Annotated in this window: 27 protein-coding genes; 4 read left to right on the forward strand and 23 right to left on the reverse strand. The window is 53.2% G+C overall.

Translation table 11 applies throughout. The annotated features are described in order from the left end of the window. Positions 1-67: 67 nt before the first annotated feature. From DQG23_RS28115 to clpP, 3 genes are read left to right on the forward strand one after another with little or no spacing between them, the layout of a single operon-like run. On the forward strand, positions 68-664 hold the full coding sequence (locus DQG23_RS28115; protein WP_238178067.1) for a winged helix-turn-helix domain-containing protein: 597 nt from the start codon (positions 68-70) through the stop codon (positions 662-664). A 4-nt stretch (positions 665-668) separates the two neighbouring features. Next, the gene (locus DQG23_RS28120; protein WP_113034368.1) at positions 669-1,112 is read left to right on the forward strand and encodes a hypothetical protein; all 444 of its coding nucleotides are present in this window, start codon (positions 669-671) and stop codon (positions 1,110-1,112) included. Between the two features lie 47 nt (positions 1,113-1,159). Next, entirely contained in the window at positions 1,160-1,738 is a 579-nt protein-coding gene (gene clpP, locus DQG23_RS28125) for an ATP-dependent Clp endopeptidase proteolytic subunit ClpP (RefSeq protein ID WP_113034369.1), read from the forward strand. Between the two features lie 91 nt (positions 1,739-1,829). On the opposite strand, the gene DQG23_RS28130 is transcribed toward clpP, so the two are convergent. After that, entirely contained in the window at positions 1,830-2,714 is an 885-nt protein-coding gene (locus DQG23_RS28130; RefSeq protein ID WP_146762394.1) for a helix-turn-helix transcriptional regulator, read from the reverse strand. A 130-nt stretch (positions 2,715-2,844) separates the two neighbouring features. On the opposite strand from DQG23_RS28130, the gene DQG23_RS28135 reads away from it, so the two are divergent. Beyond that, positions 2,845-3,669: a phytanoyl-CoA dioxygenase family protein gene (locus DQG23_RS28135; protein WP_158560733.1), complete on the forward strand. Its 825-nt coding sequence runs from the start codon at positions 2,845-2,847 to the stop codon at positions 3,667-3,669. Positions 3,670-3,728: 59 nt separating this feature from the next. On the opposite strand, the gene DQG23_RS28140 is transcribed toward DQG23_RS28135, so the two are convergent. The 22 genes from DQG23_RS28140 to DQG23_RS28235 all read right to left on the reverse strand — a co-directional run bounded on the left by DQG23_RS28140 (position 3,729) and on the right by DQG23_RS28235 (position 23,201). Continuing rightward, on the reverse strand, positions 3,729-3,947 hold the full coding sequence (locus DQG23_RS28140) for a hypothetical protein (protein ID WP_113034372.1): 219 nt from the start codon (positions 3,945-3,947) through the stop codon (positions 3,729-3,731). Between the two features lie 196 nt (positions 3,948-4,143). Beyond that, the gene (locus DQG23_RS28145) at positions 4,144-5,334 is read right to left on the reverse strand and encodes a M24 family metallopeptidase (protein ID WP_113034373.1); all 1,191 of its coding nucleotides are present in this window, start codon (positions 5,332-5,334) and stop codon (positions 4,144-4,146) included. A 100-nt stretch (positions 5,335-5,434) separates the two neighbouring features. Then, positions 5,435-5,917, reverse strand: a complete 483-nt coding sequence (locus DQG23_RS28150) for a hypothetical protein (RefSeq protein WP_113034374.1) — start codon at positions 5,915-5,917, stop codon at positions 5,435-5,437. Between the two features lie 243 nt (positions 5,918-6,160). Then, a complete protein-coding gene (locus DQG23_RS28155; protein WP_113034375.1) occupies positions 6,161-6,586 on the reverse strand; it encodes a hypothetical protein in 426 nt (141 codons plus the stop codon). A gap of 23 nt (positions 6,587-6,609) precedes the next feature. Further along, positions 6,610-6,756, reverse strand: coding sequence for a hypothetical protein (locus tag DQG23_RS42295; protein ID WP_158560734.1), 147 nt, complete (start codon positions 6,754-6,756; stop codon positions 6,610-6,612). A 14-nt stretch (positions 6,757-6,770) separates the two neighbouring features. Next, positions 6,771-6,920, reverse strand: a complete 150-nt coding sequence (locus tag DQG23_RS42645) for a hypothetical protein (protein WP_192894649.1) — start codon at positions 6,918-6,920, stop codon at positions 6,771-6,773. Between the two features lie 108 nt (positions 6,921-7,028). Beyond that, on the reverse strand, positions 7,029-7,937 hold the full coding sequence (locus DQG23_RS28160) for a hypothetical protein (protein ID WP_113034376.1): 909 nt from the start codon (positions 7,935-7,937) through the stop codon (positions 7,029-7,031). Positions 7,938-8,084: 147 nt separating this feature from the next. Beyond that, positions 8,085-9,029 (reverse strand): hypothetical protein, encoded by a 945-nt coding sequence (locus tag DQG23_RS28165; RefSeq protein WP_113034377.1) that lies wholly within the window; start codon positions 9,027-9,029, stop codon positions 8,085-8,087. Continuing rightward, positions 9,026-10,426, reverse strand: a complete 1,401-nt coding sequence (locus DQG23_RS28170) for an ATPase, T2SS/T4P/T4SS family (RefSeq protein ID WP_238178068.1) — start codon at positions 10,424-10,426, stop codon at positions 9,026-9,028. Before DQG23_RS28170 ends, DQG23_RS28165 begins: the two co-directional genes overlap by 4 nt. Continuing rightward, positions 10,413-11,660 (reverse strand): CpaE/TadZ family protein, encoded by a 1,248-nt coding sequence (locus DQG23_RS28175; protein WP_113034378.1) that lies wholly within the window; start codon positions 11,658-11,660, stop codon positions 10,413-10,415. The genes DQG23_RS28170 and DQG23_RS28175 overlap by 14 nt, the downstream gene beginning before the upstream one ends. Positions 11,661-11,679: 19 nt before the next feature. Beyond that, complete coding sequence (locus tag DQG23_RS28180; protein WP_238178069.1) at positions 11,680-12,393, reverse strand: CpaB family protein; 714 nt, start codon at positions 12,391-12,393, stop codon at positions 11,680-11,682. A gap of 194 nt (positions 12,394-12,587) precedes the next feature. Then, the gene (locus DQG23_RS28185; protein WP_113034379.1) at positions 12,588-13,019 is read right to left on the reverse strand and encodes a threonine/serine exporter family protein; all 432 of its coding nucleotides are present in this window, start codon (positions 13,017-13,019) and stop codon (positions 12,588-12,590) included. Between the two features lie 20 nt (positions 13,020-13,039). Beyond that, positions 13,040-13,801, reverse strand: coding sequence for a threonine/serine exporter family protein (locus DQG23_RS28190; protein ID WP_113034380.1), 762 nt, complete (start codon positions 13,799-13,801; stop codon positions 13,040-13,042). Positions 13,802-13,860: 59 nt separating this feature from the next. Beyond that, a complete protein-coding gene (locus tag DQG23_RS28195) occupies positions 13,861-14,568 on the reverse strand; it encodes a response regulator transcription factor (protein WP_113034381.1) in 708 nt (235 codons plus the stop codon). A gap of 3 nt (positions 14,569-14,571) precedes the next feature. Then, positions 14,572-16,719, reverse strand: coding sequence for a sensor histidine kinase (locus tag DQG23_RS28200; RefSeq protein WP_113034382.1), 2,148 nt, complete (start codon positions 16,717-16,719; stop codon positions 14,572-14,574). A gap of 150 nt (positions 16,720-16,869) precedes the next feature. After that, positions 16,870-17,469, reverse strand: coding sequence for a TetR/AcrR family transcriptional regulator (locus DQG23_RS28205; RefSeq protein WP_113034383.1), 600 nt, complete (start codon positions 17,467-17,469; stop codon positions 16,870-16,872). Positions 17,470-17,550: 81 nt separating this feature from the next. Then, positions 17,551-18,696, reverse strand: a complete 1,146-nt coding sequence (locus tag DQG23_RS28210) for a YhgE/Pip domain-containing protein (protein ID WP_113034384.1) — start codon at positions 18,694-18,696, stop codon at positions 17,551-17,553. A 315-nt stretch (positions 18,697-19,011) separates the two neighbouring features. Next, on the reverse strand, positions 19,012-20,577 hold the full coding sequence (locus DQG23_RS28215) for a glycoside hydrolase family protein (RefSeq protein ID WP_146762395.1): 1,566 nt from the start codon (positions 20,575-20,577) through the stop codon (positions 19,012-19,014). A 173-nt stretch (positions 20,578-20,750) separates the two neighbouring features. Continuing rightward, positions 20,751-21,017, reverse strand: a complete 267-nt coding sequence (locus DQG23_RS28220; protein ID WP_113034386.1) for a hypothetical protein — start codon at positions 21,015-21,017, stop codon at positions 20,751-20,753. Between the two features lie 82 nt (positions 21,018-21,099). After that, positions 21,100-21,330 (reverse strand): hypothetical protein, encoded by a 231-nt coding sequence (locus DQG23_RS28225; protein ID WP_113034387.1) that lies wholly within the window; start codon positions 21,328-21,330, stop codon positions 21,100-21,102. Positions 21,331-21,354: 24 nt separating this feature from the next. After that, positions 21,355-22,224: a carbohydrate ABC transporter permease gene (locus DQG23_RS28230; RefSeq protein ID WP_113034388.1), complete on the reverse strand. Its 870-nt coding sequence runs from the start codon at positions 22,222-22,224 to the stop codon at positions 21,355-21,357. Beyond that, a complete protein-coding gene (locus DQG23_RS28235) occupies positions 22,218-23,201 on the reverse strand; it encodes an ABC transporter permease (protein ID WP_238178070.1) in 984 nt (327 codons plus the stop codon). Before DQG23_RS28235 ends, DQG23_RS28230 begins: the two co-directional genes overlap by 7 nt. Positions 23,202-23,249 lie beyond the last annotated feature (48 nt).

Here is a 23,249-nt window from a genome sequence, read left to right on the forward strand (position 1 = left end):
GACTTCATCCTCCACACGTAATAAAATATTTTTACGTGAAATAAAAATTGTATGAGGAGCATATGCTTTGAATAATCATGAAATTGCCGAGACTTATGTAGTACAGTCGGCGGAACAGGCCATGGCGCTGCTGAATCCGCTTCGCGCGGAGCTGCTTGCGATCATGGCGGAGCCCGCCTCGGCGGCGGAAATCGCCCGCGGGATGGGCGAAACGGCGCAGCGGATCAACTACCATCTGAAGGCGCTGGAGAAGGTCGGTCTCGCGCGAAGAGTCGGCACCCGCCAAGTCCGTAACCTGGTAGAAGTGCTGTATCAGGCCGCGGCAAGAACGTTCGTCATTGCCGATTCGCTCGGCTTCCAGCCGTCGACGGCGCAGCAAATGCGCGATCAAGGCTCGCTCGCCCATCTCGTCACCATGTCCGACAGGATGAAGCGCGACGCTTTGCGGCTGATGGAGCAATCCGACAAGGAAGTGCAGGTGCCGAGCGCCTCGCTCGCCTCGAAGGTTCGCTTGGCCGACGAGTCTCAGCGCGAAGCTTTTATCAATGAATATGTCACCTTGGTCGAGCAGCTGATCCGCAAATATGAAACGACGGCTGCGGACGATGCAATCGCCTTTCAACTGCTTGCCGCCGTTTATCCCGAGCCGATGAAGGAGGAGTAGCGCGATGAACGAGTCCAAGCCGCAACTTGCTGACGGCGTCCGCAAAAATGAAAAATTTGCACAGGAGGAAAGTGCTATGCCTAACCTGCCTGAAACTCCCGCCGGTCACGGTCCGTGGAACGAAAAACGCTCAATGCTTGAGACCACAGCCCCCATCGCGCCTAAAACGGACGATGATTCGGCTAAGGGGAATGAAACAACCGTGCAGGAAGAAGCCGCAGCGCCTGCAGCCCCTGCGACGGAAGCCGTTCCGGGTCAAGTCATTGCTTTTCCTAGACGCGATTCTGCCGCCGGTTCGGAAATTATTCCGAATGTCGTCGTTCATACGGTTGCAGGAACGGCAGCGAAAATCGTCGTCATTTCCTCAGGCTTCGGTACGATCCGCCATTTGGACGTCCCGCAAAGTGCAAGCAGCCGCAGTTCGCAACATATCCGCATGGCCGCTTAATGTAGAGCTGATATTTACTATTTACTGATTATTGAGGAGGGATTTCCATGAGCTACATTCCGATGGTAGTGGAGCAATCCGGCAGAGGAGAGCGTTCTTACGATATTTATTCGAGGCTGCTGAAGGATCGGATCGTCTTTCTCGGCAGCGAGGTGAACGATCAGGTTTCGAATGCGATTATTGCGCAGCTGCTGTTTCTGGCGGCCGAGGATTCGGAGAAGGACATTCATTTGTACATCAATTCGCCGGGCGGCTCGGTTTCCGCAGGTCTGGCGATTTACGACACGATGCAATTCATTAAGCCGGATGTCGCCACGATCGGCGTCGGGATGGCCGCATCGATCGGAGCCTTCCTGCTCATCGGCGGCGCCAAAGGGAAACGCTCCGCGCTGCCTAACGCCGAAGTGATGATCCATCAGCCCTGGGGAGGCGCGCAAGGCCAAGCGACCGACATTCAAATCCGCGCCGAGCATATCATCAAAACCCGCAAGCTGCTGAACGGCATTATGGCCGAACGCACCGGCCAAACGATTGAAAAAATCGACCGCGACTCCGATCGCGACTACTTCATGAATGCAGAAGAAGCGCTGGCGTACGGAGCGATCGATAAGATTATCCGGCAATAAGGAGAGCTTCAGCTATCTCGCTAACGCGCTTCAGCACCGCATCGCACGCCGAGAGAAGTCAGGCTGCACATCCCTTATACATCGGCTGCATTTAAATCATATGCCGAAGCTGCCGGTACGCCGTCGGCGTCTGACCGGTTTGCGTTTTGAACAACCGCGAAAAATAATGAATCGTGCCAACATGCAGCCTCTCGGCGATTTCCGAAACGGGCATATCGGTCGTCGACAGCCATTGTTTGGCCAAATGCATTTTTCGCTCGATAAAAAAAGCATGCGGCGAAAGCCCGAACCGCTTCTGAAACAACCGCGCCGCATGATTTTCGTGATACGAAGTCCATTCCCGCAGCCACTTCCTTTCATAGGGAAGGGCTGCGTTTTCTTTCAGCTTCTCCATTACCAGCTGCATGACCGAGTCGGACGTTTCCGTCTCCTTCGCATTCGTCTGCATGACAAGTCCGTGAAGCTGAACCATGAATTGCAGCAGCAGTACCCGGTTCCGAACATGCGCAATGGCATCGTTAGCCGCATACAGCTCCGTAAACCTTTCGAACGTATGCAGCGCCCATGTCGTACCCGCCTGAAAATGTTCGGGAATATCCAACTGCTCCCAACCCGTCTCTCCTATCTGCAGACGATTCGGAATGCTCGCTTCATAATCCCCCGTTACCTCCTGAATTTTCCCCGCCAGAATTTGATTCCGTTCGGGCAGCTGACCATCTACCTTGAAATGCAATCCGTAGACGATCATCGGGTCGTCCGCGTCGGCTTCAAACGTATGCACGATATCCGGGCCATAGTAAAACAGCCCTCCTCTACTTGCTTCATAGCGGCGATTTTGAATGATTGCCGTTCCTTTCCCGGCCGCCACATAAATAAATTGATGGTCGCTGATCGTCCGCGGACCGAATTTGAATCCCGGTGCGCACGGAAGCCTGTTGGCAAACACCACTACAGGCCGCAAGTCGTCCCATTTCAAAAACAACAGCCCCCAACAATGTTCATATAAGATAAATTCTTATTCACGAATTCCAAATACACGTAATGATTGCTGTTTTATACTAACATTATAAATTTCCAAAAGATAAATGGAAAGGAAGGATCGAACGATGAACAAATCTATGTATGGGGAATTCGAGGTATCGAACGAGCTGCTGCACAACATTCCGGCGCTGCGCAACCGCTTGAAGGAGAAGGGCTATTTATTTTTCCGCGAGCTGCTGGATAAAGAGGCTTTGCTCAATATTCGCCGCGATATGCTCAGTCTGGCTGCAAAGCACGACCTTATTAAAGAAGGGACATCCTTACTAGACGGCATTTTTTCCGGCAGGGAGACGGAATTGAAAAAAAACTTCGAGACCTCCCGTTTATATCGCGAAATATTGGATCTTGAAAGCTTTAACGCTTTCGGCCGAAACCCCATTCTCAGTCTGCTGTACTCCGGACTGCTGCAAGCCGAAACGCTCGAGCATAGACGCCGCATCGGCCGCATCACGTTTCCCGGCAGCTTTGCACAGACGACGCCGTCGCATCAGGATCTCTTTTATATTAAAGGCACACAGGAGACCTACACGAATTGGATCCCCACGAGCGCTTGCCCAAGCGAGCTTGGCGGTCTCGCCGTTCTGGAAGGCTCCAATCACCTCAACGTGCTTCAGCACGTGCGGATGTCGGGGACCGGCGGCAACGGCATTCCCGACGATGTGCTGGAACAAAGCGGTCTGCGCTGGTTAACGACAGACTTCCAACTGGGAGATTTGCTTCTGTTTCACAGCATGACCGTGCATAAAGCGCTGCATAACGTTACGGAGGACCGATTGCGGGTTTCGCTGGAATACCGGATCCAACGGAAAGACGACGAGATCGATCCTTCGTCTATGGCGCTTCACATGCAAGGGAGCTTCGCCCCGGATGCAAAAACCGCTGCGGGCTAGAAGGCGAGCGGTTTTTGCTCTTAACGGCGAAGGCTCATTTCCGTATGCGCGCCTAACATTTACATCCGTACAATAACCGAGCCTCCGCCTGCTGTAACGACACGGTTTTGCTGCTGCTCGATGGATCGGAGCAATTGATTGTTTTCTTCCATCAATTTAATGAGCTTATCCAGACGACTGTCCAAGCTTATTGCAATTTGTATGAGATGCTGCGTATCCTGCGGCATCGGGGCGTTTCTAGTTGAGTAATACGAGTAGGGATTCCACTGCGAACTCATCTTGCAAACATCTCCTCCAACTAGACTGTTGTACATTATATTACGTCATAAGGATGCAAGAGTTCGCCTATTTCACGGCTTGATCGGCGCTCATAAAAAGCTGGCGGCGACAGCAGCACGTATGCACGAAATAGACAACAAAACGGCTGCCTCCCATTCGCGGATGCAGCCGTTCGTTAGTTTTATTATGGTTTTATTATGGTTTTACGATGGTGATGCCGTCCCTTGAGACGGTCAGCTTCTCGAAGCCCGATTCGGTGATCGCATAGCTGTCTTCGATGCCCACTACGCCGACGCCGGGAAACGTAAACTTCGGCTCGATCGCAATGACCATGCCCGGTTCGAGCGGATACGTAAATCCCTTGGCCAACACAGGCAGCTCGTCGATCTCCAAACCGATGCCATGCCCGAGAAATTTCACCTGATCGGCGCCATACCCCATGAAATGGTCGGCAAGTCCTTCCTCGCGGGCAATACGCAGCGCATTCGCATATAACTCCTCGCAGATCGTTCCCGGCTTCAGCAGCGCCTCGGTTTCGCGCAAAATGCGTTCGGACACAACGTAAGCGCGGGTCAGCTCTTCGCTGAGCTCCCCGATTACGAGCGTTCTCGTCTGATCGATGACGTATCCGTCTATGTTGCAGCCGATGTCGACGAGCACGGGCTCGTTTTGCCCGATTTTTTTGCGGCTGGAGCTTTGCGGAGCGGCTGCGCTCAAGCCTTGTCCGCCAGCCGGTCCGTCGAAGTACGTCGGCATCGCCGCTGCGGCGCCGGAGCCGACCATTCCGGTAATCAGCTCCTGGTTGTATCCCCGCATCCGCATCAAGCCGGCATGCCCGTTCAGGCGAATCGTCAGCTCGATCATGCTCATCAGCTCAAACTCGTGCATTCCCTCTTTTACATGATTGACGGCTTTCTCGTAGGCAATGTCGATGACGTGGGCCGCTTCTTTAATTTTGGCGATTTCCGCCGGCGACTTGATCATCCGCGTTTCCCTGACAAGAAGCGAGCCGTCGGTCCAATTCGCATTCGGCACAGCGGTTCGCAGCCTCTCGAATACCTGCACAGGCAAAACATCGTATTCGGTTGCCAATATCGGGCTTCGCCCGTCTTCAAAAAGCTGCGGACTTTGCTTCTTCAAACGTTCCCCGAAGCTTCGCATGGAGCCGAGCTCTTCAACAAGAACGGCCGATTCCTCCTGTGCCCTCACGATGCTGCGGCGGACGTAAAATACGGCCTCCCCCTCCGCAGGAATAAATAAATACCCCGTTTGCATCGTCCCTGTAAAATAATAAATATCGACGTTTTGCGTTACGACGAAGCCGTCGATTTGCTTTCTCTGCATTTTCTCCTGAAGCTTTTGCAAGCGTGACAAATAGTTGACCATAGTACCGGACTCCTTTCTTCCCTGATTATACACGGAAAAAGCGCCGGTTCCTATCGGCTGTACTGTTGTCCGCCGCAGGATATACTCTTGAACGATACTTTTAAAATACAACCTCCGCCGCACTTTTTACATCCCAAACGATCGGCCCCATGACGGTAAACGTACGCGGATATTCGAGCCTGATAATCAGAATGACGCCGGGCCGGTTCAAAACGACCGAATAACCGGTGGCCGGATGGATATACGTATACGGAAATATTTCGTCTGCGTTGACGACGCGGAAAGCCACGACATCGACCCGAGCCTGCAAAAATGTTCCGGGCAGCGGCCTATTGTCCGTACCCAGCCGCAAGTTGCGCTGCAAATACTGCATCGCCGTATTCTCGGCACGAATCGGGTCCAGCGCCACAACTCCGTTGGCAAGGCGTTCCGAATCAAGCTGCTGCGCAGCTGCATGCGCCGCATAATTGACCCCGTGCTTCGCTCGAAACAAAGTTTGCATCGCCACCTCCTCATCCGTTTGCAGCGCATGCAGCAGCATGACGAAAGCAAGCACGAGCATATACAAAACAAGCTTGTACATCGCTTCACTCCACCATTCTTGTCGATAGCCGGACACAAACTACATGGCATGCGACAAATTAACCTGATCCGAACAATTTCACTTCATCACATAGTTTGGCGCCCCGACTCGCCGCTTCTCAATAGGAAGTCGTAGGGCTTTGCTTATGTCCCGGGACATCTCCAAACACCGCGAATCACTCCCGCACTCCCCCGCACTTGCCATTCCAGCTCGCCATATCCGTCCCTCGGCTCGATTACCCGGCTACGGAACGTACTCGCTCATTTTCAGACCGACTGCGGAAAGTCTTCCGTTCTCCGGCGGCAGCGTCATGCCTACGAGCCGGTCGATCCGGAAAGCGTTGCCGAACGGATAACTGATTTCCAGCTGTATGCCGTTGCCTCTAAGTACGGGAGCGCTCGGATTCATACCGTTCACCCCGTTCGTCGTCGTAACCGTATAGGTCAACTCCGATGGCGTAAATCCCCACTCGGTGAAACGTATTCGCGATTCGGCGATCATAGCGGCATCGACGTAGCCATGTGTACCGTTCGCCCCGATTTCGAGCATATAATCGACTTCTTTTTGCAAGACGGCCTGTCTGACCAACAGTACATGCTTATATATCGGGGCAAACATGACCCAACACAGCAAGCTTGCGAACATGACGAACATTAAAATCTGCTTCATGTCTGCCTCTCCTCCGAAAACGGCTACGGATTAATGCGCTGAATCGTCCCATTGACCCGGCCGCCGCTGTCGCGGACGTGCTGTTTGCTGCCTTCGGGTCCTCCGATCGTCACGTTGTAAATGGCGATGACGACGATCAGCAGCATGACCGTAATCAATATTTCCCGCATTGCCCCATCCTCCGCTAAGGCTGCAAGGCCGTAATGTCGGAGTTCGCCGTCGATCCTTTCGATTGAATGTTCGCTCTCAACCCCGTGCCGCTGTTATTGACGATGCTTGTAAAGAGCAGTGCTACGACGATCAGCATCATGACGGTTACCAAAATATTTCTCATTATTAATTCCTCCCTTGTCTCGTTAACGATTAGTAAAGTCCCTCCAAAGCGCGACTGTGAAGCAATATGAACTCTCCGGCATACCCGTCTGTACCGGGAAGCCCCAAGTCAGTTCAACGTTTGAAACATCTGCTGCCCTTCCTGTACCCACGGATATATGAACAAGCGGAACGTATTCAATATCGGAATGCCCGCCATCACAAACAGCGCGTAGGATATCGTTTCCTTACGGCTTTCCTTGAGCAAATCAAGCTTGTCTTTGTAATCCTGGATGCGCTGCTTTAACAGCCGGTAATACGCTTCGCTCTCATTCTGCCTGATCGCGCTTAACGTATCGCCGAAGGAAAATGCCTCATCGGTGCCGACTCTGCGCTTGAACGATTGTATGGCCTCCTCCGCGTCGTAATACCATTCGTTGAGCAGTAAATGGAACTCGCTGCGGATCGTGCGCACATGCGGCAAACAGCGTGTCAGCTTGCTGTGAAGATTCATTTGGGAACCTCCGTAATAAAGAAGCTGATGGCTAAGCACATAGATTTCTTTGATGATCCGGTCCGATCTTTGTTTGTTGAGCGCTGCAAACGTAAACTTATCGAACAAAAGCAGCAAACCGAACGATACGGCCCCGGCCAGCACATATGCGGGAGGCAAATACAGCGTAAATGCAGGCTGCCGAAACCCCATATAGGCAGCGCCCGCCGCGACCGCAGCGGCAGCAATACCGATGCGGCGAACAGCCTCGTACAATAAAACGTGCAGCGGAAAGCCGATTCCATCGAGCAGCTGCTGCTTTTCTTCCCGTGCATCCGCCCCCGGCGAGATCAGCAGAAGGCTCATGAGAACCATAGGCGGCGTCATACGTTTGCCGGGACTTGTCCATTTAGCCAAGCGAAACCGAAAGCGCCGCTTCCGGTACGGAAGAGACTGAAGCGCGTAATAAATTGCAAGAAAACCGGTCACGCCGATCATCGCATGCGCCGCCCAGCTCGCCCATGTCAACTCCGCCCAAGTCAGCAATGCTCTCCCCCCTTTATAAACCCACAAAGTGTTCCATGAATCTAAGTATGATTGCGATATTCGTTGCAAACTCTAAACCTGCGTATCCCGAACACTTTGCAGACAGCCCCTGAAAGCTTGTCTTTATAAGCCTTCACGCCTCCTCGTCTACATCCGCCGCATCGATAAATAAATGCCCAACAACAGCGAAGCGAATATAAGCAAAAGCGCGTCAAGCAGCATATTTCTTCCACCCGCATCGATTAAATAGTACCGGTAAGCATTCTCGTAATTGATTTGAAAATTGACGAAAAGAAAAATGCCAAGGAAAAAGATCGGCGAAAAGCTGGCAATCCGGATTTCCAGCATCCGGTTGCGTTCTCGCTGTTCGAGCAGCTGCGCTTTGCGCATGTCGGCGATCAGATCGTGCAGATTCTCGCTAACGTCGATCCCTTCCGCAAGCCCGATCCGCATAATGCCTGCGAAATATTCGGCCCAAGCGTGGCCGAGCGACATCGTAAATATCCTGATGCAATCGTCCACAGGCCGGTCCGTCGATAAGTTGCGGTGCAGCTGTTCGAAAATCGGCTTCATCGGATGCCGTATCCGGTTTTCCGCAATGGAGGCGCGGACGACGTTTCGGATGTTTTTGGACGGGGTCATCACGTAATACTGGTAAAACAGCTCGATAGCTGGCAAAAAATCCAGCCTTGTCTTCATATGCAGATTGATAAGCCGAAGCCGCAGGACCAAATAAGGCATTGAAGCCAAAATAAGGCTGGCCGTGACGACCCCTTTTACCGAAACGAAGACGAACACGCCGAGCGATAGTCCGAGAAGCAGAAGCACAACCGTACCGGTCATAAACGCAGGAATCGAAATTCGATACCGGGTCGATTCCAGCAAGTCGGCCAAATGACCGTGCACAAAGCGGAACCGGGACAAATAACCGGCAATTCGCTCGCCTGCGGCAGCCCGCCGGACGTGCAGGAGCCTCCACCTGACCGTGCGTCTGCTGAGCGCGACTGCCAACAGCCCGCGAATGCAGACGAAGCTTAACAGCGCGAGAAGCAGCAGGAGCGACGCTTCGGCGAGCGGCATCATCACCTTCAACCTAGCCACCCCCTTTCGGTTAGCCGGCGATAGCCGGAAGGATCGTAGCGGCGCATCCGCTCCGCCGCCCGCTGCGATACGCGCATCGGAAACGACCACGTGCCGGCGGACGAGTTATAGAGTACCCAGTCCCGCAGCGCTACCTCCCCTTGCTCCCAGCCGTATTCGGCGATGCGCACGATTTTCCTTTTGCCGCCCACAAGCGCCATCTCAAATCCGACCTGCGTAACGAATTCCGCAATCCGCTTCACCAGCCGCCCCGGATTCATACCGCGGCCGTCAAGCATGCACATATCGGTAATCGCATCGGGGACATCTTCGAGCGCGTTGACGTGCACCGTCGTGACGCTCCCCTCATGACCTCGCGTGCAGGCACGCACATATACGTTCGCATCCTCATCGCGCACCTCGGCGTGGCAAATCCTCTTCGGCGACTGGCGCAGCGCGAGCTTGAACGCCTGCTTCGAGCTATGCGGCGGATCATCTTCGTTGACTTCGTATTCGATTACGTTCTTGTCCGGAAAATCCCGTTTCAGCATAAGCTCATACCGGGATTCGATAGTGACGATCCGTTCATGCCCCGGCATTTCCGCGATGAACGCCTTGATCAGATTCGTTTTGCCCGAGTTGGTCGGGCCGATGACCACCATGTTGAAATACGATCTGATTACGCATAGGATCAATTCGCGCATCGGCTCGTCGATCGTTTCGAACGCCGGCCGGCAAAGCGTCGCCAACTCGTAATGCTTAACCGTATAGAAGCGGATCGTCAGCGTCGGCTGCGCGGTAAAGCCGAAGCCGGTCATCGTAACCCGCGAGCCGTCGCGCAGCATAACCTCCGCCCACCGCTTGCGCGGATTCAGCGTATCGTTATTGAACAACACCAGATTTTGCTGGATGCGCTCCAAATCCTTGAACGATTGCATCCGATGCGGAGAACGCATCGGGATGCCGCCGCGAACCTCGAATATATCGCAGCCGACTACCTGAATCTCCTCAATTCCCTCCCTGCTCTTCAGAATTAGCTCCAGCACGTTCATGCCGATCACTTCGGCGAAAATCGCCTCGGCCATACTGTCATACGTTCTTCCCCTCGACGGCAAATCGTGAATGCGCCGCTTGGCGAGCAAATCCTGAATAATCGCCATCATCGTCCGCCGATCTTCTTCGTACCCGAGTACGGCCCTGTTCAGCGTGTCGCCGTATTGCTGACGTTCTTCTTCCGTTCTGCCTCGGGCCGCTGCAAGCTCTCCGCGAATTTCCGAGGCAAGCTTGAGGAAGGCGTCGTCGCCGGCCGGCTCTTGCAGGACCGCCACCCCGGTTCCGGCATCCGGCAAGCTCTCCGATTCGTTACGCTCACCGGCATAGGCAAGCAGCGAGAACTTATTTACCTTCAATGCCCGTCACCTTCCTCCCCTCGGACCGCCAACCCGCCAGCCAACGTTTGATCCGGGAACGTTCCGCCGGACCGGCGGAGCGCGGCAGACTCCATTGCCGGATCCACCTGTCGGCGATCCGCGTCACGGGCTGCCGAAATCCGTGATGGCCCGTGAACAGCTCCAGTATTTTCCCTTCGTTCAAATAGCCGGCAATATCCGAGAAACGCGGAATTTCCGCCGCCAAACGCATGCCCGTTTCTTTCCGTACTTCTTTCGCGCGAATCCCGTTCAGCAAGGAACGCTTGTCCAGCTGATTGACGACCAGCTCTACGCTGTCCGATGTCAATCCGAAGATCGGTCCCACCGTATTCAGCCAGCGCTGCATATCCTCCTGAAAATGCGACAGCTCGCCTGTCGTTACCGCTACCCTGGCATCGGCTTGGATCATGGCGCATACCGTCGCGGCGTTATCCCAATAGGCGTTTACTTCCACGATGCACAAATCGAAAGCGGACCGGGCCGCCTGCAGCAAGCATTCGATCTCCTCCGGCCGAAAAAACTCCGCTTGCTCCCTCAGCATGTTGCCATACAGCACATGCAGGCGCGGCACGCCGCGAGTCGGCTCGCACAGCCCCAACAACCGGTCCCCGTGCAAACGTTGAGCCTTCAGCTCGGCACGTATGCTGTCCAGCGTAGCCGCCGCACTATCTTTCCCGCGATAACGGTGAAGCTTCGAGCTCTTCAGATTAAGGCATAAATACCCTACCGATGCTTCGCTGTCGAGCGCGAGCCTTACGGCGGTTCCGAACGAAACGAGCGTCGTTCCGATATTCGGCGTCGTCCCTACAAAAACAACCAGCCTACCTCCTCCCGCCCGGGACGTACCGCCGAACAGCCAGCGAACCGCTTCATCGGCTGCCGCATCCGGGGACAGACCAGGCTGTACTATATCCGCTCCAAGCTGTTGGCAAAGCTTCCGCAGCGCGGCATTATCCTCTGCGTCCCGCCCCCGGTCCGGAATCAGAAGCACGCGCGAAGCTTTACCGCCTCTATGCAGCGCGTGCATAAGCTCCGCCGCTTTCTCCCGCCCGAGCCGTTCCGCTTGAATAATCATCCTGACATGCCTTCCTTCGAGGCAATCCGCAAGGAATAGCTCCTCCCGGCCGTAAAACGACCATTCCGTCCCCGTACGGGTTCGCGCCAGCAAAGCCGCTTCCAGCTTGTCCTCGCCCGAAAGTACTCCTACATGCATGCGATTTCCTCCCTCCTCTTCATTTGACGGGCGGCTTCTCGACGATCGACGATGAAGCGAAAGCGATGACGAGCTTCGCTTTCTTGTCCCGACACGCTTCGTCGATCGCCAGCCATTCCTGCTCGGTCAAATTCAGGTTAATCTGGTCGATCGCGCCGTTCGCTTCCCTTCTGGCCGCATACATACTCTCCATATCGCCGTTCACCCGGGAGAATAAAGCCGGATTTTTCGGGTCGTCGATTTCCACATTGGCTGACGATTTAACCGAAGCGACGACGATATCATGCCCGAATAAGAGACTCGAGCCCTCCTTGCCGGACACGTACAATTTGACGGTATCTCCTGCCCGTATGCCGTTGGACAAAGACAATACGTATTCCTTCGGAATCTGAAACGTCGCCTGGCCGCTGCCCGGCATCAGGTGAAAACGGTCAAGCTTCCAATCCAGCACGGGCTCGCCCCGCCCGAGCGGCAGCAGCGTCTCCTTGCCTGCGGCCGCTTCGATCGAAGCCAGCATGCCTTCCCTGTAGGAGCCGCGCAGAACAGGCTTCAGTTCCAGCATATCTTCCGATAAAAACGTCCCCGAGCGAATGAAATCCTTCGGTACGACTACGCCGACTGTTTCCTGCAGTCTTACCTGTCTAAGCTGCAGCTTGTAAACGCCATACATCAGTCCGCAAGCGAGCAATCCGGCAATCAAGCTGATCGCCGCGCTGCGTCCACGGTTCAACATAATGCTCCTCCTCCGCTTTGAACGTAAAAAGGACGCAACCCGCGGAACTTCTTCCGCCAGGCTGCGTCCTTCGCAAACCGTTACTTATATTCGATTCAGTAGGCTAATATTACCAAATAAATCATATGTTGTCTAGTCGATTTGCGTAAAATGATATTATTTGCCGAATCCTGCGCAAGTCGTATGCATCCCCGTTACAGCCGCGACCGACGAATAATTTGATTTAAAACCTCCGAAAATACCAGACCGATGGCAATGGCGCCGGATATCATGAACGCTTTGGCCGCCAGTTGAACCGCCTGATCGTACTGATTTTCCACAGCGTTTCTCATCGCATCGTAAGCCAGTCCCCCCGGTACGAGCGGGATAATGCCGGCCACGTTGAAGACGATGATCGGCGTCTTGTACGCCTTGGCAAACAGCTGGCTGACGACCGTTACCGCAAATGCGGCGATGAGCGCAGCTGCCGTCACGTCAAGCGAAAACTCCTGGCATAGAATATACAGCAGCCAGCCGGCCATTCCGATAAATCCGCACTGCAGCAGCGTCCGCTTGGGCGCATTAAAAATAATGCCGAAGGCGGCCGAAGCGATATAGCTTGTGACTAGCTGCGCTGCAATATTCATGAGGCTCCCCCCTCGACAAATTAATAAAAAGAAAGCACGAAAGCGATGCCCGCGCCGATCGCGAAGGCCGTCAAGAACGCTTCGGCTCCCTTGGAGAGCCCGGATACGAGGTGACCCGCCATCAGATCCCGCACCGCATTCGTAATCAGAAGTCCGGGTACGAGCGGCATGACGGAGGCTGTAATGATTTTATCCAGATCTTGCCCACCCCCGTAAGTCACGAGCAGGAAAGCGAGCAGCCCGATAACGAGCGAAGCTAGAAACTCGGAAAAAAATTTGATCGTCACCCACCGGTGAAAATAAATCAGCCCCATATAACCAAAACCGCCTGTTACGACCGCCGGGATCACATCGCTCCATACTCCCTTGAACATGATCAGGAAACAGCCGCTCGCCAGCGCCGCAGCACCGATCTTCAACCAGCCCGGATAAGCGGAGCGATCCGCATCCACTTCTTGCAGCAGCCTGCAAGCTTCGGCTGCCGTCAGTTCGCCAAAGGCGATTTTCCGGGAAATATCGTTGACGATCGTAACCTTCCGCAGGTCGGTCGAACGCTCCGAAATCCGCGTCAGCATCGCCTGGGGAGCCGATCCGTCCGCGGCAAAAAGAATTCCGGTCGGCGTCACGAAGCTATGCGAATTCGGAATGCCGTACGAAGCCGCAATCCGCGTCATCGTATCCTCGACCCGGTACGTTTCTCCGCCGTTTTGCAGCATGATTTTTCCCGCCAACAAGCATACCTGAATGATTTCGTCGTAATCGCCTTGAACGGGCTGACTCATGGCCGCGACCTCCTTTGCGTAATGCCGGCCCGGCCGGCTGCTGACGCTCTATTACTCTCTTACCCTTCGCCCTGGAATTTATACCCGAAGCCTCTTACCGTATGAATATATTTAGGGCTCGCCGGGTCGGCTTCGATCTTTTTGCGCAAATTGCTGATGTGAACCATGACGGTTCTTTCGTCGCTGACGCTCTCCCAGCCCCAAATCCGCTCGTACATCTGCTCGACACTGAACACTTGATTCGGGTGCTTCAGGAGAAGCAGAAGCAGCTGGCGTTCCTTCGGCAGAAGCGGCACAGGCTGCCCATGAATCAGCACCTCGAAGCTCAGCAGGTTGACGTACAAGCGCTCGTCCTTCCACTCCCCGCCGTCATCATTCTTATCCCTGCGCGAAGCGCGCCGCAAATTCGCCTTCACTCTTGCGACGAGCACAGCGGGATCGAAGGGCTTTGTCACATAATCGTCGGCCTCAGCCTCCAAACCGCTGATCACGTCTTCGGACTCTCGCTTGCACGATACGAAAATGACGGGAATATCCCAGCTTCTGCGTACGATTCCGCACAGCTCGAGCCCGTCGATATCAGGCAGCAAAATATCAAGCACGATCAAATCGGGCCGTTCCCGTTCCAGCAGCTCCAGCGCCTGCTTCCCGTCTTCCGCCGTAACCGCTTGAAAGCCCGCGTTTAGCATGTAGAGCACAATCAGCCGCCGTATTTCCGCCTCGTCCTCGACGATTAGTATTTTTGCAGTTTTGCTCTCCTCCGCCATCCGTTACAGCTCTCCCTTCGCGCTGGCAGCTTGCGCTTCCGCCGTGCTAACATATCGAACCGGCAGCGTGAAATAAAATGTGCTTCCTTCCCCGGGCCTGCTGCGGACTCCGATTTCCCCGTGGTGGCAGGAAACGATTTCTTTGGATATGCTAAGCCCCAAGCCGACACCGTACGATTCTTGCTTCTGCGCAGGGCGTCCCTTGTAGAACCGGTCGAAAATGAAAGGAAGCTCGTCCTCCGCAATTCCTCTCCCGCTATCGATTACCTTAATGACGACGTACCCTCGCCTGCCGTCCCCGGTATCCCACTCCGTCTCAATACGAACCGTCCCGCCTGCCGGCGTATTTTTTTGCGCATTGACCAGCATATTCCCGAGCACTTGCTCGATTCGGATCGCATCCACGTCGGCAACCGCAATCCTATCCGGCAGCGGCTCGATAAGGGGGCCGAGCTCGTAGGCAAGCTTTTTGTCCAGCATATCCAGCTTGAATTTGGCAAAAAGACGGTGAATGAGCGCCTGCGCCTCCATCTCCTGAAACTCGAAGCGGACCTGCCGTCCTTCCAGCTTGGACAACTCGAACAGATCGCCGATCATCCGGTCCAGAAAAACTGTTTTGTCGTAAATCAGCTGCAAATAAACCGGATCTCCCACCTTCACGACGCCGTCGATCATCGCTTTGATATAACCGCGCACGGTCGTCAGCGGCGTTCCGAGCTCATGCGAAATATTCGACAGCAGCCTTCTTCGCGATTGCTCCATTCTTGACAATACGCCGTTCGCCTCTTCGAGCTCCCTTTTGGCCTCCTCCAGCGTCGCGGTACGCTCCAGCACTTTATCCTCGAGCGACCGGTTGGCCGTCTGCAGCTCGATCGTCAGCCCCTCCACCCGTTCGAACGATTTGGAGAAAATCGACGCCAAGTTGATCGTTTGCGCGAACAAAAAGCCGAGCAGACCGAACGGAATCAAATTTTCTCGGATCGCCAAAGCCTGATTATAAAATAAAATATCGTTGATGACCGTCGCGAAAAAAAACGCAAGCCCGATCAAATTATAAAGCGAGCCATGCCGTCTTCGAATGAAGGCAAGTATAAAAACTGCCGTCACGTAGAGGAATACCGCCACCGCAACAAGCTGAAACGGCAGCATCAGCTTCGTATAGAAACGTGCGGGCGCGAGCAAAACATAAGCCATAAACGCTGCGGTACATATACCGTAAAGCCTGCCCGCCCTTCGGCTCGACTCAAGAGGATATTGCGAAGCGACAAATAACAGCAGCATGAGCACCGCCAAGGCGGTTGACATATATTCGAGCTTCGCCGCCCATTCCCAAGGAAAACCGGGGAGAAGCTTTACCGCGATCGTTTCACCCTGAAAAAGGGAACGGACGGCGATCATGATGCACATCACGCCGAAGAACAAGGGCGAACGTTCTTTGCGACGCACGGCATATAAACACAGATGATACAGCCCCATCACCGTCAAGCTGCCTATGATGAACAGCTCCGCCGCCATTTGCCGAACCGTGCTGCGATAAATCAGCTGCTCCTCGCCTAGCCGCAACGATTGCCACATTCCGCCCTTTCGCTGGACAAAATTGGATACTTGCATGACGACTACGTACTCGTTCGCGCTTTCCAATGCGACGGTTTTCGGTACGTTCTTGGCGGTCATCCGCTCCCTCGACGTCCCGACCGTTCCGTTCGATGCCTTCAGCTTGCCGTTCACCCACAGCTTGTACGAGGTGGCGACGCTCGGCACATAAAGCGAAAGACTGCTTTCCAGCTGCCGATTTCCTGTCTTAATGCGCAGCATATATGTAGCAAAGCCTTCTTTCGACGTGATGCCGTCATCCAGCTTCTTTTTCCAAACATGGGGAACAGTCGCATAGGAAACTAGCTGCGAGGACGAGGTAGCGGATAAAGGACTCCAGGCTGCAAGGTCTCCAGGTTCGATCAAACGTTTCCAATAAAAAGCCCATTCGCCGCTCAGGTCGACGATCCCGTCCTTCTCCGGCTCCCAAGCGGATAAATCCAGTTCTCCGCGCACCGCAGCTTGGGGCTCCGTCTTACTTGAGGCATGAAGAGCTTGCGAGCCGAATGAAGTCAGCAGAACAATCCATAGTAGTACATATACCGCCGCCGCTCTCATCCCAACCGTCTCCTCGCCGCTTCCGCTAACTCTCAGATAGTCTCATATTACCAACGCTTTTGAAAAAATGCCATCGTTCGCCACGCGGGCACACAAAAAAGAGGCTCGAACGGATCGACTCCGCCAGCCTCTTGTCAGTGAATTACCGGTCTACTTGTCGGATTCAACCATACCAAGTCCCCGCAATACGAAGATTTGCGTCTCCTCAATGAGCCGTTCTACCGAAAGCGGCTCCTCCATCAGAATGGACTCGACCATATGCGCGTTTTTCGGAAACAGGACCGATCCCATTACGAACAGCAGCCCTTGATCCAGCGATCCGAAGCGAAAATCGCCCCGCTCCCGCCCCTCCTCCAGCAATCCTCGAAGCTTGGTCCACAAGGGGAGAATCCGCCGTTTCAAATGGTGGGTGCGAGGCGACCTCGTCACCACTTCCTGGTCTGTAATCTTCGCCAGCTCCGGGTCGGTTTTGCGAAACCGGATGACCTCCGCAATAATGAGCTTGATGCCTTCCACCGGACTCATCTGCTGCTTGAAAAATTCGTCAATGCGCTCGCTCGGAAAAAACTGATCGAAAAGCGCCGCAAACACGTTTTCTTTCCCGCCGAAATGATACGAAACAAGCGCTACGTTCGCCCCGGCCTCATCGCAAATCTGCCTGACGCTCGTGCCGTCAAAGCCTTGAGCGGCAAACAGCTTTTTGGCTGCCAGCAGTATCCGCATCTTCGCATCAAGTTCCGTTTGTGTCATCATCCGCTGCTCCTTAGAATTGTAATCTTCGCTTATAGCTATTATGCCGCGATTACGTGCTCCGGCGCAACCTATGCCAGCTTAGGCGGATACCGCCGCAGCCTGCACGGCGCGTTCCTTGCGAAGGGCCACGGCAGCCAATGCGACGACCGCCGCAATTGCGGTCATGCCCAGCAAAACACTCACGTCAGATCCGACGCCCGGCCCGCCGAACAGCAGGTTCATGCTTCCTTCAACCGCATATGTGGCCGGAAGATAGCGGCTAAGCTCGAGATAGAACGGGGAAAGCATCTCGCGCGGCACCATCGCTCCGGAAGTGACGAGTTGAACCGACATCCCGATAATGTTGAACAGCATGCCGCCCACGCCGAACAGCACGACAAACATTTGCGTAAAGAACATGAACGTCATCAAAAATACCGCTTGGAATCCCCACATTGCGAGAAAACCGTGGGCTGATTGGCCACCGAATGCAAGCACCAGCGAAGAGCCTATCGCCGAGATGACAATGGCGGAACCTGCATGGATAACGAAGCGCGTCCACAGTTTTTGCCATTTGCTTAGCGTTTGAATGGCCATCGACGACTGCTGCAGGTTCATGGCCATAATCATCGAGCCGACGAACGACGACAGCACCATCATCATCGGAATCATCTGATTGGACATATTTTTCACTTTATTGACGGTCTGGAAATCGGAGACGACCTTCTCCCCCAGCCCTTGGGCCATTGCCTGCGCCTGCTGCGCCGGGACATTAGCCTGCGTCAGCATGGCCTGCGCTCCGGCCGTCACAGCCTCTTTGTTGACCATGGCGGTTACGTTCGCGGACACGCCCTGCATGATGCTTTTGATCGTGGCGGGGTTCGACTCGTTCACAAGAAACTGCACGCTCGCCGTTTCGCCCGGCGTCTGCAGCTGCTTGCTAAATGCCGCCGGAATCACAATTACCATCTGCACGCTGCGATCGTTCAGGCTCTCCTCGGCAGCGCTCTTGGACGCCGCCATCTCCGTCTGAAACGGCAGACCGCTTTGCAGCTTCTCGGCGATCGTCCCGCCCATGCCCGCATCCTCGTTGACGATCGCGATCTTCAATTGCTTGGCGTTCTCCGTAACGCCGTCATAGCCGGTCATCCATATTACGCAAAAAATAAGCTGAAACATAAGCGCAACCGCAATACCCGCCTTCGTCGTCGGCTGCTTAAAAAATAACCGTAAAGCTTGTTTCATCAATCCCATCCCTTTCTTGTCGCTTGCAGAAGGACAAACATCAAACGATCGTTTTAATTAAACATTTATTTAATAGAATACACGGGAGCTTTATCCGTGTCAATAACCAAGACTTAAGGTCTTTGTAGTAGTAAAGTGTGTGGATTCGCGCAAATGCCGCGCATCAAATAAAGCCGCCCCTCCGCAGCGGGCGAAGGGGCAGCTCATCGAGCCTTGGTTGTGAGGCTGGCTCTAGCCACTTTTGATAATCGTTATGCCGGCTACACCGCCCGAATCTCTGCTTCCGATAACCCGGATGCAACCTGAGCGCTGAAATCAAGCAAATCTTATCGAATATAAATCCGCGTCGCGCATCCGCACGGTTAATACTACTTCTTTGTCTGCAAATTGTGCAAGCTCGCCATTATCGAAGGTTATTACCCGGTCAATGGCATCACCGAAAATCTCGCAGCTTTCAATTGTTTCTCCCGTGGACGACTGCAAAGTGAAGTACATATAACCCCGTGCCGACGTCGAAAAGTTAATCCTCATCTCACCGCTTGTAAAGGTAAACGGCTTGGTGGTTATTACTTTTTCGGCATAACCGGCGTGCAGCGAAACGAACCCATCGCAGCGTATGGTATAGCGCCACAATTGTGCCGGCACATCCATCCAATGATTGTCAAAACTGTATAACGACAACTCGTGCGGTTCGCCTTTTACAAGGGGAGGCGTTTCGATAAGCCCGCGTGCCGGAAAGCAGTCGCCGTAAACCCAATTCGAACCGTTCTCCATACCGGGGCGCATAAAAGCCTCATCATACCGCGTAAAATTTATACCGTCGCGGGAAGCCATAAATACGCAGTCTGTAACCGCAAGTCCGTATCGTTTGTGATTCTTCGAGGGCAATATGCGTTCAAGACGTTTTTCTTTTCCGCCAAGCTGCTCAAAATTGCCGTTCCATTCGTGGCGTTCTACATATCTCGACGGAAAACCTATATACATATGCGGTGCACGGACATACGGCGAAACGCAGTTTGTATAAAGCGGATAATCCTCCGAGTCTCCAAAACAAATCAGTTCGGGGTCGCTCCATGTTTTGCCGTCTTCTGACCAAATGTAACGTATATCGCGTATTCCGGCGTTCCAGTCGTCACCTATGATATTGTGGAACCCGCGTATATATCCGCGATAGATCCCCGCAAGCTCATCCCAGAAAACAACGTTGAGAGAATCCATATATCCTTTTGTAGTGATAATATCGCCCATTGTAAAGTGAAGTCCGTCGGGGCTTGTGAACATTCGCAGCTCAATTCGCTGCCCAAACTCCGGATTATTATATTTTCCAACGCCTTTATATCTCTCGGACGCAGGAACGGCAGGGTTATCATCGCGGAAGACCATAAAGTTATCGAAATTATTCGTATTTTTGTCCAAAATAATATTGTTCTCGCGCGAGCCTTCCCATTCGCAGATTCCGAGCGCAGGTTTTGTCCATGTAATTCCGTCGCGGCTTTCGGCATAACAAACACGAATACCGTTCGTCGTGTGATCCTTGTTGTCGGGGCTATACATCTGCCAGGCAAGATAGTACATCTTGTATATACCATTGTCATGTAAAATATTGTGGTAATTGCAACCGTTGCCCTCCCACGATGCATCATGGTTGATTGCGATTTCGCGGCGAGTCGGTTCATGCAAGCGGAATTCTGCCGTCGTTTTGGCATTGTCAATCAAATAGTCGTCAAAAAAGCATTCGCGTTGTGATGAAATGTTTATCATGGTAGACTCCTTTACTTTAGCCCGATTTATGTCCATGCAGTTCCATTCCAGTATTTTAAAGCATTTGAGATTACCGCTACTTGTCCAATTCTTGATTTGAAAGTTGGCGCCGTCGCCCAAACATTTCGGCTGCCGTTTACGGTATCATCACCGGCAGTCGCATTTGCACCTTGTCCGACGAACTTCCGCTAATCCTAAATACGCTCCCGGAATTACCTGTTAAATTTGTGAGCGTGTTACCCGATATATCGGCAGCATACGAATCGATACAATCGATAGCCCCGCTTGGCGGATTAGAGCAACCATCCAATCGATTCCCTTTTATCTATGGCAAATGTGGCGGTGCTGCCCCAGTCCTCAAGAGCTCCTGTTTCGGGGACGATGTCTCCGCTTCTAAATCCGACCAGTACGGGCAATTGAGAACCAACGCTCGCATCGACCGCATAAGCTCTAGCATCGAGCTGCAGCAGGCGAAGCGGAAATACTCCTTTTCCTTCCTCGGCGAGGATGTGAACTTTAATAAATTGCGCTCGCACACCCGATAATGCAAAGCTGTCCACGGTTCTACCTTCGATAGCCCGCTAACGGAACTGAAAGGATTCGATCTCTGTGTACGACCTATTGTCCAAGCTGGCATACACGCTATACGTGCTTGCTTTTCCGATTAATTACGGTCACACCGGCGCACCATAATTCGATCTTATCGGCCTGAGTCACCGCACCGAGGTGAATCCCCAAGCTTCGGCCCATATAATCGGCTGTAAGCGCAAATGGAAAACCCCAATTTCCGACCGGCGTCGTTTCCGGATTTTCATCCCGGTCCACGTACCCCGCGGTTGCCGGCAGTTGAACATAGGGAGTGATGACGTTCATTAGCTTCCAACCCCTCGTCTTTCGTTATCCTTTTACTGATCCGACGATCATGCCTTTCACAAAATAGCGCTGTAAAAACGGATACACGAGCAGGATCGGCACCGTTGTAATCATAATCATCGCGGCACGGACGCTATCCTTGGAAAGCGCGGCGAGCAGCCCCAGCGATTCGGCCACCCCGCTCATGTTCGGATCGAAGGCGAGCAGCATGGACTTCAGCAGCAATTGCAGCGGCCATTTGCTCTGTTCGGACAAGTAAATGGAAGCCGAGAACCAGCTGTTCCAATAACCGACCGCATAAAACAATCCGATGGTCGCAATCGCCGGCATCGACATCGGCAATGCGATTCTAGCGAATATGGTCACATCGTTCGCCCCGTCGATATGTGCGGATTCTTCTACTTCCGGCGGGATCTCCATAAAGAAGTTGCGCAATAGAAAGGCATACCAAACATTGAGAAAAGACGGAATCATCACGGCCCATAATGAATTTTTCAACCCGAGAGCGGTGATAAGGAGGTAAGAAGGGATCAACCCCCCGCCAAAAAACATCGAAGCCAGCAAAACCGCCGTCACCACGTTACGATAAGGCAAGTATTTTTTGGACAAAGCATAGGCAATCGAGCCCGTAAAAAGCAAACTAAAGAGCGTGCCGAAAAACGTAATAAAAAAGCTGTTGCCGAAAGCCTGATACACTCTGGAGCTGCCTGTCAGCAAGTACTTATAAGAATCAAACACGACATGCCGAGGAAAAAAGGTAACGCCATTTCGCATGATGTCCTCATTGGACATAAGCGATTGGCTGATGACGAACAGGAAAGGGACGATGATCGAACAGCATACCACGATGAGAAAAACCGCGTTTATATAATCGAACAGCTTAAGCCTTACCATATGCCCTCCTTCCCGAGGCGTTTCACGATATAGTTCGTGCCGAGCAGGAATATGAGCCCTACGACGTTTTTGAACACGCCTACCGCTTGCGCATAAGAGTATCTTGAATTTTCTAACCCTTCCCGGTATACATACGTATCGATAATATCTCCAACGGAGTATACATTAGGGGAGTACAAAAGCAGCACTTGTTCGAACCCGGCATTCAAGATGCCGCCGACCGCAAATATGAATAGAATGGAAATAATGTTGGCCATCCCCGGCAAGCTGATATGAATCATTTGTTGAAACCGGTTGGCGCCATCGATTTTAGCGGACTCGTATTGAGCCGGATCGATTCCCGCCAGTGCGGCCAAATAAATAATGCTTCCCCAGCCGAGTCCCGCCCAAATATCGCTGGAAACAAGAATGCTGCGAAAAAAATTCGGTTCAGAGATCAAATTGCTCTGGGATCCGCTGAACTCCGCCACCATCTTGCCGATCAAGCCGCTTGTAGGGGACAACAACGATAGAATCAGGGCGGAAATAATCGCCCAAGACAGAAAATGCGGCAAATAACTGATCGTTTGTACGGTTTTCTTGAACTTGGAGCTTCTTAATTCGTTCAACAGAAGCGCAAACACAATCGGCGCCGGAAAACCGAAGATGATCTTGTAGACGCTGATCAGCAGCGTATTCGTAAGGATACGCCCGAAATAATAGGAGTTGAAAAACTGGACGAAATTGTCCATCCCCACCCATCTGGCATCGATAAACATCGATTCGACACCGCGAAACGGGCTGAAATTCTGAAAGGCAATCACAATGCCGTACATCGGCACATAATGGAATAACAGCACATGCAGCAATCCGGGAAGCAGCAAAATATACAGAAATTTGAACTTCCACAGGTTGTGGAAGAAACCCGTTTTCTTCGTTCCCAGCGGATTTTGCGTTCGGCTGCCTTTGCTTAATGAAGATACAGGGATCGATTTCAAAACGGCTCACACCTTTCCATAAGAAGGCTCTGCTTCTGCTGAAACAAC

This window comes from Paenibacillus contaminans, from assembly GCF_003285015.1.
In the GTDB taxonomy this organism is placed as follows: domain Bacteria; phylum Bacillota; class Bacilli; order Paenibacillales; family NBRC-103111; genus Paenibacillus_V; species Paenibacillus_V contaminans.

What these genes read in the sequence shown, in the direction of transcription:
- DQG23_RS28120 (WP_113034368.1), top strand. Translation starts at nt 669, where the DNA reads ATGAACGAGTCCAAGCCGCAACTTGCTGACGGCGTCCGCAAAAATGAA.
- clpP (WP_113034369.1), top strand. Translation starts at nt 1,160, where the DNA reads ATGAGCTACATTCCGATGGTAGTGGAGCAATCCGGCAGAGGAGAGCGT.
- DQG23_RS28135 (WP_158560733.1), top strand. Translation starts at nt 2,845, where the DNA reads ATGAACAAATCTATGTATGGGGAATTCGAGGTATCGAACGAGCTGCTG.
- DQG23_RS28140 (WP_113034372.1), bottom strand. Translation starts at nt 3,947, where the DNA reads ATGAGTTCGCAGTGGAATCCCTACTCGTATTACTCAACTAGAAACGCC.
- DQG23_RS28145 (WP_113034373.1), bottom strand. Translation starts at nt 5,334, where the DNA reads ATGGTCAACTATTTGTCACGCTTGCAAAAGCTTCAGGAGAAAATGCAG.
- DQG23_RS28150 (WP_113034374.1), bottom strand. Translation starts at nt 5,917, where the DNA reads ATGTACAAGCTTGTTTTGTATATGCTCGTGCTTGCTTTCGTCATGCTG.
- DQG23_RS28155 (WP_113034375.1), bottom strand. Translation starts at nt 6,586, where the DNA reads ATGAAGCAGATTTTAATGTTCGTCATGTTCGCAAGCTTGCTGTGTTGG.
- DQG23_RS42295 (WP_158560734.1), bottom strand. Translation starts at nt 6,756, where the DNA reads ATGCGGGAAATATTGATTACGGTCATGCTGCTGATCGTCGTCATCGCC.
- DQG23_RS42645 (WP_192894649.1), bottom strand. Translation starts at nt 6,920, where the DNA reads ATGAGAAATATTTTGGTAACCGTCATGATGCTGATCGTCGTAGCACTG.
- DQG23_RS28175 (WP_113034378.1), bottom strand. Translation starts at nt 11,660, where the DNA reads ATGCATGTAGGAGTACTTTCGGGCGAGGACAAGCTGGAAGCGGCTTTG.
- DQG23_RS28180 (WP_238178069.1), bottom strand. Translation starts at nt 12,393, where the DNA reads ATGTTGAACCGTGGACGCAGCGCGGCGATCAGCTTGATTGCCGGATTG.
- DQG23_RS28185 (WP_113034379.1), bottom strand. Translation starts at nt 13,019, where the DNA reads ATGAATATTGCAGCGCAGCTAGTCACAAGCTATATCGCTTCGGCCGCC.
- DQG23_RS28190 (WP_113034380.1), bottom strand. Translation starts at nt 13,801, where the DNA reads ATGAGTCAGCCCGTTCAAGGCGATTACGACGAAATCATTCAGGTATGC.
- DQG23_RS28195 (WP_113034381.1), bottom strand. Translation starts at nt 14,568, where the DNA reads ATGGCGGAGGAGAGCAAAACTGCAAAAATACTAATCGTCGAGGACGAG.
- DQG23_RS28200 (WP_113034382.1), bottom strand. Translation starts at nt 16,719, where the DNA reads ATGAGAGCGGCGGCGGTATATGTACTACTATGGATTGTTCTGCTGACT.
- DQG23_RS28205 (WP_113034383.1), bottom strand. Translation starts at nt 17,469, where the DNA reads ATGACACAAACGGAACTTGATGCGAAGATGCGGATACTGCTGGCAGCC.
- DQG23_RS28210 (WP_113034384.1), bottom strand. Translation starts at nt 18,696, where the DNA reads ATGAAACAAGCTTTACGGTTATTTTTTAAGCAGCCGACGACGAAGGCG.
- DQG23_RS28225 (WP_113034387.1), bottom strand. Translation starts at nt 21,330, where the DNA reads ATGAACGTCATCACTCCCTATGTTCAACTGCCGGCAACCGCGGGGTAC.
- DQG23_RS28230 (WP_113034388.1), bottom strand. Translation starts at nt 22,224, where the DNA reads ATGGTAAGGCTTAAGCTGTTCGATTATATAAACGCGGTTTTTCTCATC.